The sequence below is a fragment of the Methyloceanibacter sp. genome (assembly GCF_035650995.1).
Taxonomy (GTDB): domain Bacteria; phylum Pseudomonadota; class Alphaproteobacteria; order Rhizobiales; family Methyloligellaceae; genus Methyloceanibacter.
This window is the reverse complement of record NZ_DASRGO010000088.1, coordinates 1-9,493: the sequence shown is the minus strand read 5'-3', so window position 1 is coordinate 9,493 and position 9,493 is coordinate 1. Positions and strand designations below refer to the sequence as shown.

At 66.8% G+C, this 9,493-nt stretch carries 7 protein-coding genes and 1 pseudogene; 4 read left to right on the top strand and 4 right to left on the bottom strand.

The window, feature by feature from the left end; genetic code table 11:
- The 4 genes and pseudogenes from VFB18_RS06920 to VFB18_RS06905 form a co-directional block, all read left to right on the top strand.
- Window positions 1-196, top strand: a pseudogene (locus tag VFB18_RS06920) (sulfate transporter subunit); the annotation flags it as partial.
- A 28-nt stretch (window positions 197-224) separates the two neighbouring features.
- A complete protein-coding gene (gene cysT, locus VFB18_RS06915; protein ID WP_324972680.1) occupies window positions 225-1,070 on the top strand; it encodes a sulfate ABC transporter permease subunit CysT in 846 nt (281 codons plus the stop codon).
- Window positions 1,067-1,951, top strand: a complete 885-nt coding sequence (gene cysW, locus VFB18_RS06910) for a sulfate ABC transporter permease subunit CysW (RefSeq protein ID WP_324972677.1) — start codon at window positions 1,067-1,069, stop codon at window positions 1,949-1,951. Before cysT ends, cysW begins: the two co-directional genes overlap by 4 nt.
- 100 nt (window positions 1,952-2,051) lie before the next feature.
- The gene (locus VFB18_RS06905; RefSeq protein WP_324972682.1) at window positions 2,052-3,101 is read left to right on the top strand and encodes a sulfate/molybdate ABC transporter ATP-binding protein; all 1,050 of its coding nucleotides are present in this window, start codon (window positions 2,052-2,054) and stop codon (window positions 3,099-3,101) included.
- Window positions 3,102-3,219: 118 nt separating this feature from the next.
- Here the strand turns inward: VFB18_RS06905 and VFB18_RS06900 are convergent, their stop codons facing one another.
- The 4 genes from VFB18_RS06900 to VFB18_RS06885 all read right to left on the bottom strand — a co-directional run.
- A complete protein-coding gene (locus VFB18_RS06900; RefSeq protein WP_324972674.1) occupies window positions 3,220-3,438 on the bottom strand; it encodes a hypothetical protein in 219 nt (72 codons plus the stop codon).
- Between the two features lie 174 nt (window positions 3,439-3,612).
- Window positions 3,613-4,668, bottom strand: a complete 1,056-nt coding sequence (locus VFB18_RS06895; RefSeq protein WP_324972671.1) for an ATP-dependent DNA ligase — start codon at window positions 4,666-4,668, stop codon at window positions 3,613-3,615.
- A 6-nt stretch (window positions 4,669-4,674) separates the two neighbouring features.
- Window positions 4,675-6,882 (bottom strand): penicillin-binding protein 1C, encoded by a 2,208-nt coding sequence (gene pbpC, locus VFB18_RS06890; RefSeq protein WP_324972668.1) that lies wholly within the window; start codon window positions 6,880-6,882, stop codon window positions 4,675-4,677.
- Window positions 6,879-9,493: alpha-2-macroglobulin family protein (locus VFB18_RS06885; protein ID WP_324972665.1), on the bottom strand; the 2,615-nt coding region annotated here is incomplete at its 5' end. The genes VFB18_RS06885 and pbpC, both read right to left, overlap by 4 nt.

Sequence of the window (9,493 nt, the reverse complement as noted above, 5' to 3'; positions counted from 1 at the left end):
GAAGATCATCGCCCACAGCTACTACCGCCCGTCCGATCCCAAGTCGGCCGATCCCAAGGATCTCGCGCGCTTCCCCGACGTGAAGCTCGTCTCGATCGACGACCCGCTGTTCGGCGGCTGGGCCAAGGTGCAGCCCAAGCATTTCGACGAAGGCGGCATCTTCGATCAGGTCTATCAGCCGAAGTCGACCAACTAGCCGTGGAGCAACTTTGAGGGAAAACGCCATGGCCGGCGCCCGCGGCCTTGCGTTGAAGAGACCGAGCGCCATCCCGGGTTTCGGGTTGGCGCTCGGTTTCACTTTGACGTATCTGAGCCTGATCGTTCTCGTTCCGCTCGGCGCGCTCGTGCTGAAGTCGGCACACCTCGGAGTGGGCGGCTTCCTCGACGTGGTGACCGGGCCGCGCACGCTCGCGGCGCTCCGCCTGAGTTTTCTCACCGCGCTCATCGCCGCTCTCGTCAACGCCGTGTTCGGTGTGATCATCGCCTGGGTGCTGATCCGCTACCGGTTTCCCGGCCGCCGCCTGCTCGATGCCTTCGTCGACCTTCCCTTTGCGCTGCCCACGGCGGTTGCCGGCATCGCACTCACCGCGCTCTACGCGCCGAACGGATGGATCGGAAGCCTGCTCGATCCGCTCGGCATCAAGGTCGCCTACACTCCGCTCGGCATCACCATCGCACTCATCTTCATCGGCCTTCCCTTCGTGGTCCGCACCGTTCAGCCCGTGCTCGACGAGTTCGACCGCGAGCTCGAGGAGGCCGCGGCCACGCTCGGGGCAAACCGCCGGCAGACCGTGTTCCTGGTGATGCTGCCGACGCTGATGCCCGCCATCCTCACCGGCTTCGCCCTCGCGCTCGCCCGCGCCGTCGGCGAATACGGTTCGGTGATCTTCATCGCCGGCAACATGCCGTTCTATTCCGAGATCGCGCCGCTTCTCATCATCATCAGGCTCGAGGAGTTCGGCTACGCCCAGGCCGCCGCCATCGGCACGGCAATGCTCCTGATCTCCTTCCTCATCCTCCTCTTCGTGCATGTGATCCAGGCGTGGACCCGCAAGAGGTTCGGCCAATGACCGACGTCGCCATTGCCCCTCTGCTCGATGTAAATCCGCGGCCTTATGCGGTCACAACCGAGCGGCCGCTAATCCGCGTTGTCCTGACGGCGATTGCCGTCGTGTTCCTCGTTGTGTTCCTCCTTCTGCCGCTTGCCGCGGTTTTCTTCGAGGCGCTGAGGGTGGGGGTCTACGCTTACTTCGCCGCGCTCACCGAGCCCGACGCGCTCGCCGCCATCAAGCTCACGCTCCTGGTCGCGGCGATCGCCGTCCCCGCCAACGTCGTCTTCGGCTTGGCCGCGGCCTGGGCGATCGCCAAGTTCGACTTCGCCGGCAAGAGCGTGCTCAATTCGCTGATCGATCTGCCCTTCTCCGTCTCCCCGGTGATCGCCGGCCTCATCTACGTGCTTCTGTTCGGCGCCCAGGGATATCTCGGGCCGTTACTCAAGAGCGAGAACATCCAGATCATCTTCGCTCTGCCGGGCATTGTCATCGCCACCATCTTCGTCACCTTTCCCTTCGTGGCCCGCGAGCTGATCCCGCTGATGCAGGAGCAGGGAACGCAGGACGAGGAGGCGGCGTTGTCGCTTGGCGCTTCGGGTTGGAAGACCTTTATCAGGGTGACGCTGCCCAACATCCGCTGGGCGCTCCTCTATGGCGTCGTCCTCTGCAACGCGCGCGCGATGGGCGAGTTCGGCGCGGTGTCGGTGGTTTCGGGCCATATCAGGGGCAAGACCAACACCATGCCGCTCCATGTCGAGATCCTCTACAACGAGTACAACTTCGCCGCGGCCTTCGCCGTCGCCTCTCTGCTCGCGCTGCTCGCACTCGTCACTCTCGTCGTCAAGGTCGCGCTCGAGTGGCGCTACGCCGACCAGATCGCAGCCTCGCGGCGCCACTAGTCATGAGGAGAAGGACATGGACGCTCGCGTCGTAAACGAGGTCAACTCGGAAAGAGGCGCCCCGTGGCCGCTTGACTGGACGAGGCGCTGGGAAAAGCCGATGCAGGTCACCATTGAAAACGTCGTGCGCACCTTCGGCACGACCCCGGCCCTTCACGGTGTCTCGCTCGATATTCAGCCGGGCGAGCTCGTCGCGCTGCTCGGTCCTTCCGGCTCCGGCAAGACGACGCTGCTCCGCATTCTCGCCGGCCTCGACGTACCGAGTTCGGGCCGCGTCCTGTTCGACGGCGAGGATGCGCTGAAGCTCACCGTTCAGCAGCGCAATGTCGGCCTCGTGTTCCAGAGCTACGCGCTATTCCGCCACATGACGGTGGTGGACAATATCGGCTTCGGCCTGCGCGTGCGGCCGCGGGTCCGGCGTCCTAGCCGCCGCGAAATCAGGCGCCGCGCGCTCGAATTGCTCGATCTCGTGCAGCTCTCCGGTCTGGATAAGCGTTTTCCGGCGCAGCTCTCGGGCGGACAGCGCCAGCGCGTGGCGTTTGCGCGCGCGCTCGCCATCGAGCCGCGCGTGCTTCTGCTCGACGAACCTTTCGGCGCCCTCGACGCCAAGGTGAGGCGCGACCTGAGGCGCTGGCTGCGCGAGCTGCACGACAAGACCGGGCATACGACCGTGTTCGTCACGCACGATCAGGAGGAGGCGCTCGAGCTTGCCGACCGGGTCGTGGTCATGAGCGAGGGCAGGATCGAACAGGTCGGTACGCCCGACGAAATTTACGACCGGCCGAACTCGCCGTTCGTGTTCTCCTTCATCGGTGAATCGAGCGCGCTGCCGGTGCGGGTCGAGCGCGGCAAAGTCTTTTTCGATAACCACGTTCTCGACCTCCGCGCCGAAGGCGTGCCCGACGGGCCGGCGCAGCTCTTCTTCAGGCCGCACGACGTCGAGATCTCGCTCGATCCGGAGCGCGCCCTGTGGGGCAGGATCTCGAACCACAGGCGGCACGGCGGTGCCCGGCGGGTCGAGCTGTCGGTCGGCGAACGAGAGAGCCGCGTGGAAATTGAAATTCCTTCCGACCTTCGGCTCGAGCTTGCGCGGGAAATCGCCTTCCTGCCGCTCCGCTACCGCCTGTTCCCGGCGGGCCAATCGTGCTGATCTCGTGACAAAGAAAAACCGCCCCAAGACCCTTTGCACCTCGCAAGTCATTGGGTCTTGAGGCGGCCACTCGACTCGGGCGCCCGGCAAAGACGCCCGCGTCCGGGAGCTCAGAGGCTTACGCCTTGCATTCGGTCATGCCCTTCATCGCGTTCATAGCTTCCGACTTGGTCTTGAAGCCGTCGGTTCCGAGCATGGTCATGGTCTTGCCGTCGGGCTTCTTGGCCACCACCGAGCATTTGTGGCTCGTGTTGTTCTGCGCGACGTAATACTCGGCGGCGAGCGCAGGCGTGACGAAGCCGGCGACCAGAAGACCGGCAATCAGGATTTTCTTCATGGGGGCTCCTGTTCTGAGGTTTACTTCCTTGGAGATTTTCTCCTCCAAGTGATGCCCGACTCTTCGCGTTTCATTCGGGCGTCGGTTGGGCTCGATCCCGCGAGATGATGCCGCGCGACAATCTCTCGCCCGCGCCGCCGGCGCGGTAACGGGACGCGGCTCAAATTGCACGGCTCAGAACGCGAGCAGGGACCGGAAATTCTCCGGTAGCACCGCGGGTTCGATCTGCTCGAAGGTGCACTGCCGCGGCGCCTTGTCGGGACGGAAGCGCACCAGCTTGGTGCCGTGGCGGAAGCGGTCGCCGGTGACCTGATCGTAGCGCACCTCGACCACCATCTTCGGCTTTACCGGCTCCCATTCGCCCGAGCGCTCCGTGCTCCAGCGGCTCGGACCTCCCGGCGCCTTGCCGGTGAAGCCCGGCGGCGCGATCAGCGCTTCGAGCGTCCTGGTCAGCGCGGGCCGCTCCGCGTTGGTGATGGTCGAGGTGAAGCCGACATGATCGAGCTTGCCTTCTTTGTCGTAGAGGCCGAGCAGGAGCGAGCCGACGAGCCGGCTTCCCGTGGCGTAGCGGAATCCCCCGACCACGCAATCCGCGGTCCTGATCTGTTTCACCTTGAGCATGGCGCGCTCGCCCGGGATGTAGGCGCCGTCGATCCGCTTGGCGACGACGCCGTCGAGCGCGCCGCGCGCCGCTTTCAGCCAGCGCTCCGCCTCGTCGCGGTCGCGCGTATAGGGCGAGAGCTTGAGCGCCGCCCGTTCCCGCGCCTTGTCGTAGAAGGTCTCGAGCGCCGCGCGCCGCCGGACGAGCGCTGTCTCGATCAGGCTCCTGCCCTTGGCGTCGAGCAGCATGTCGAACAGGATGAGGATCGCCGGAGTCTCGACCGACAGCTTCTTGATACGGCTTTCCGCCGGGTGAATGCGCATCTGGAGCGCATCGAACGACAGCGTGTCGCCCAGGGGTATGGCGAGCTCGCCGTCGAGCACGAATTCCTTTTGCGGAAGTCCGTGCAGCATGGCCGCGATCTCGGGGAAGTAGCGCGTGAGCGGCTTGCCTGACTTCGCCCTGAGATCGACCTCTTCGCCCGCACGATAGGCAAGGCAGCGGAAACCATCCCATTTCGGCTCGAACTGCCAGCCGTCCCCGTGCGGAAGCTCGGCCACGAGCTTCGCCTCCATCGGCTCGATGCCGATCGGCACGGCGAGGTGTTTGAGGGAAGGGGAGGCGGCCATGCCGCCCTACTGGAGCCGCACCACGACGCTGTCCGCCGCGCCCGTCGCGTCGGTCACCGTGAGTCTCACGAAGCCCGGTCCGTCCGGCTCGAAGAAGAGAGTGCGCGCGGTTCGCTTGGCCGAGATTGGCATGCCGTTGAGCAGTACATTGAGCGGCGGCGTGCCGCCCGTGATCTTGATGGCGATCGGATCGGGCGACTGGCCCGCCGCGTGTGAAAGCTCGAGATTTGCTCCGTTCGGCGGGAAGACGATCTGGACCTTGGGCGTCATCGCCTCGCCCGCGCTGTCGCGCGGCGCGAAGCGCCTGAGCGGCGGGGGCAGCTTGGCCGATGAGGCGATCAGCACGCCTTTCGGCGCGCGCGGCAGCGGTTCAATCGAAGCACCAAGTCGCGCGAAGGCGTCGAACAGGATCGGCGCGGCGGTGACGCGCCCGCCCAGTCCAACGACCGGCGCGCCGTCCGGCCGTCCCGCCCACACCCCGATGGTGCGCTTGCCGTCGAAGCCGATCGCCCAGGCGTCGCGGTAGCCGTAGCTCGTTCCGGTCTTGAACGCGATCCGCCCGCCCGCGGCGTTCTCCGGCGGCGGCGTGCCGAGGAGCACATTGCCGACATACCACGCCGCGACCGGCTCGATCAGGCGCTTGGGCGCTTGCGGCGTCTGGCCAAGCTGCTCGATGAGAGGCGCCACCGTACCCTGCCGCGCAAGCCCGGCGTAGAGCATGGTGAGGTCGAGCAACCGGATACCGACGCCGCCAAGCCCGAGCGCAAGTCCGGGCGCTTCGTCCTTCGGCAGAACGAGCGGCGCGCCCGCCTGCGCCAGCCGGGCAATGAGCCGGCTTGGACCCACCTCGTCGAGCACGGCAACGGCGGGCGTGTTGAGCGACAGCTGCAGCGCGCGCCGCACCGTGACCGTGCCCTGATAGGTCAGATCGAAATTCTCAGGCGCATAGTTGCCGTAATGGATCGGATGGTCGTCGATCAGCGTCTCGGGATGGATCAGCCCGTCCTCGAAGCCGATACCGTAAATGAAGGGCTTGAGCGCCGAGCCCGGCGAGCGCACCGCGCGCGTGAGGTCGACTTGGCCGGCGCGGCGAAGATCGAAATAATCCGGCGACGCGACGCGCGCCAGCACCTCTCCGGTCGCGTTGTCGATGACCACGATCGCAACCGATAGATCGGGCCCGAGGCTACCGGCCCGCTCGCGCGCGAGCTTCTCGAGCGTCCGCTGCAACGTGCCGTCGACGGTGAGCCTGATCACGCTCTTCTTCGGCGAGGCGAAGGTCGCCTCATCGGCCGAGTGCGGCGCCACTATCGGCATCGGCTTGCGCATCGTGGGCACCGGCTCCTCCTTGGCATGGGCGATCTCGGCGGCGCTATAGAGCCCGCGCCCGGCGATGCGGTCGAGCACGCGGTCGCGCGCGCGCTTGGCCGCAGCAGGGTAGCGGTCCGGCCGGCGGAACTCGGGCGATTGGGGCAGCGCGACCAGGAGCGCCGTCTCGCCGAGCGTGAGCCGCCGCGGTTCCTTGCCGAAATAGGCGAGCGAAGCCGCGCGGATGCCTTCGAGATTGCCGCCATAAGGCGCAAGCGTGAGATAGCGCGAAAGGATCTCGTCCTTCGACAGCGCCCATTCGAGCTGAAGCGCGCGCACCGCCTCGTGCAGCTTGGCGTAGAGCGAGCGCTTCTGGCGCGGCTCGATCAGACGGGCAACCTGCATGGTGATGGTCGAGCCGCCCGAGACGATATGACCCTCGGTGACGAGCTGGTAGGCCGCGCGCAGCATGGCGAGCGGATCGACGCCGCGATGATGGTAGAAGCGCTTGTCCTCGTAGGCGAGCAGCGCCTCGACGAAACGCGGGTCGACGTCCTTGCGCGCGGCGGGGAGCCGCCAGCGGCCTTCACGCGTAAGATAAGCGCGGAGCAGCTTGCCGTCGCGGTCGAGCACGAGCGTCGAGACTTCGAGATTGCGGCCGAGCGGCGCCGGCCCGAACGCCTCGAACAGGCCGGAAACGCCGCCGGCAATCGCCGCGGCAATCCAAACGAACGCGACCGCGACGATGACGAGACGCCTGCCCCAACGCCCCCTCTCCGCATCGGGGAGAGAGCTGGGGTGAGGGGGCTCGTGAGTCCGAGTTGGTCCGGGAACCCCCTCACCCGGCGCGCGTTGCGCGCCGACCTTTCCCGGTTGGCGAGAGGTGGCTTTTCGATCAGTGCTCATTTGGCGGGTGCGATCACGACCTCTCCGGTTCCGGTCCGACCGAAGCGGTCGGGCCGGTACATGTCCTCAATCAACGCCTGCGGCAGCACATAGGTCCCGGGCGACACCGCGCGCACGACATAGGCGACCGTGAAGACGGGCTTGTCGTCGCTCCGCCGCTCGAAGGCCGCGGCGAAGCGGTCGTCGCGAAACTCGGTGAACGACGGCTCGCCCGCGTTCTCGATCCAGTCGAGCGCTCCGGTGTCGCCCGAGGAGACGAGATGCGGATTGTCGATCTCGAACCCTGCCGGCACGTAATCGGTCAGCGCCACGCGGGCGAATTGCGGCTGCGGCTCGGTGACCGTCAACACCACCACGAAGCGGTCGTTCTGCTTCGCCTTGGTCGGATCGGCGTCGGCGCCGTCGAGCGTGTGGAAGCTGCGCTCGATGGTGAAGCCGTGCTCGGCCGCGGGCTCCGGCGTCTTCGGGGATCCGCTCACCGAGATCACCGCATCGAGCGGCGCATCGCCGCTATTCGTCACCGTGAGCGGCGTCGACGCAAGCTCTTCCTCGCTGAAGGTCCGGTAGAGCGGGCCTTGCACTCCGCCGTCGTTGACGGTCAGGCTCACGTTCTGCTTGCCGAGCGCGCGTGCCGCGAGCACGAGCCAGGCGTCCTCTTGCGTCGAGGTGTAGATCACCTTGTCGCGCGCCTTGTCGATGGTCTTGGTGGCGCTGACCAGGATCAGCTTCGGCGCATCGCCCTCGGCGGCGAGCGTCACCACCGCCGCGGCGTCGCGGAGCGGCGAGCCGTAGTCGATGCGGCCGCCTTCGTAGCGCACGTCGGTCGGAAGCGAGGCGAGCGCGGCGTTGAACGCCTTCTCGGCCCTCACCCGGTCGCCCATCATGGCGAGCGCCGCGGCGATCTGGGCCTTCGCCGTCGGCGTGCCGAGATCGTCGAGCTTGACATCGGCGATGTAGCGGAGGTCGCCGACCGGCGCCATGCCGTTGCGGGCAAGCACATAGAGTCCGTAGGCGAGCGCAAGCCCGCCGTCGGTCGAGACGTCCGGCGCCGTGCTCACATAGTTGCGCAAGCGGTCGAGCGCGAGCTTGAACTGGTCGTCGGACACCGAGAAGCCGCGCGCCCTGGCGCGGGTGAGAAAGTCGGTCGTATAGGCGTCGAGCCAGGCATCGTCTCCGCCCGGCGACCACAGCCCGAACGAGCCTTCCGAGCCCTGGCGCGCGAGCACCGTCTCGATCGCCTTGGCGATACGCTCATCGACGCCGGGATCGACCGCGAGCTGCGCGTCGAGCGCCATCTCGTTGACATAGAGCAGCGGCAGCGCGCGGCTGACGACCTGCTCGGTGCAGCCGAGCGGATAGCGGTCGAGCGCTTGAAGCAGGCTCGCCACGTCGAGCGCCGCCGACGGCGTCACCGACAGAGAGACCTTGCCGGTGCCCGGCACGAGGTCGCTGAACACGTCGCTCGTGAGCGTGATGCTCTGGCCCGGATTGAGCGGCTTCACCGTGCGCCGCGCGAGGACCTGCGTGGATGGTTTCACCTGAAGCGGATATTTCCGCTGCACGGAGAAATTGCCGGGACCGGTGACGGCGACTGACACGGCGCCGTCTCCCACGCCCGTCGCCAAGATGGGCAGGCTCACGCCGCCGCGCTTCTTGGCCTCGAGGGGAAGCGTCTTGTCGGGGCCCTCAACGCTGAACGGACCTTCGGTCGAGACCGCGATCTGATAATTGCCGGTCTCGCCCTCGACATTGTCGAGGTCGAGCCTGAGCGTGCTCTTATCGCCCATGAGCAGGAAGCGTGGGAGCGTGGCGGTCAGCACCACCGGATCGCGCACCACGACGTCGGCCGAGGCGTGGCCGATCTTGTCCTTGCTCCATGCCACCGCCATCACGCGCACCGTGCCGGCGAAAGCCGGCACCTCGAAGCTCACCTCTGCAGTGCCGTCGGCGCCGACCTTGACGATGCCGGAATAGAGCGCGACCGGCGGTCCGGTCGGCGGATTTCCTTGCAACGCCTCGGCGCCGGCGTCACCGCCGCTGCGGATCTGACCGCGGGAGCCCTGCATGCCGTCGATCAAATCGCCGTAGAGATCGCGGATGTCAGCCGAGAGCATGCGCTGGCCGAGATAATAGTCGTCGGGCGACGGCGGCTTGTAATTGGTGAGGTTGAGGATGCCGACATCAACGGCGGCGACGGCTACCCTCGCCTCTCCGCTGGCCGAAAGTCCGACCTTTATCGGCACGTGCAAGGTCGAGTTCGGCCGCAGCAGCGGCGGCGTCTTGAGCTCGAGGGTGAGCGTCTTCGCGGCGTGGTCGACCGAGAACCAGCGCACGCCGATCGATCGGCCGGGCATGCGTTGCGCCGGCGCATCGAGCGGCCGGCGCAGCGTTGCGACCACATAGGCACCAGTGCCCCAGTCGCGGCCGACCGGCATCTTTACCTGCACGGCGCCGGGCTTGACCTCGACACTGTTGCTCGCGAGCAGCCGATCGCCGATGACGTTGAGCGTGAGCCGGCCGGCGCTGCGCGCAGTGACGGCGACCGTCATGGTGTCGCCGGCCCGGTATTCGTTTTGATCGAGCGCGACTTCCAGCATGTCCGGCGTGTCGG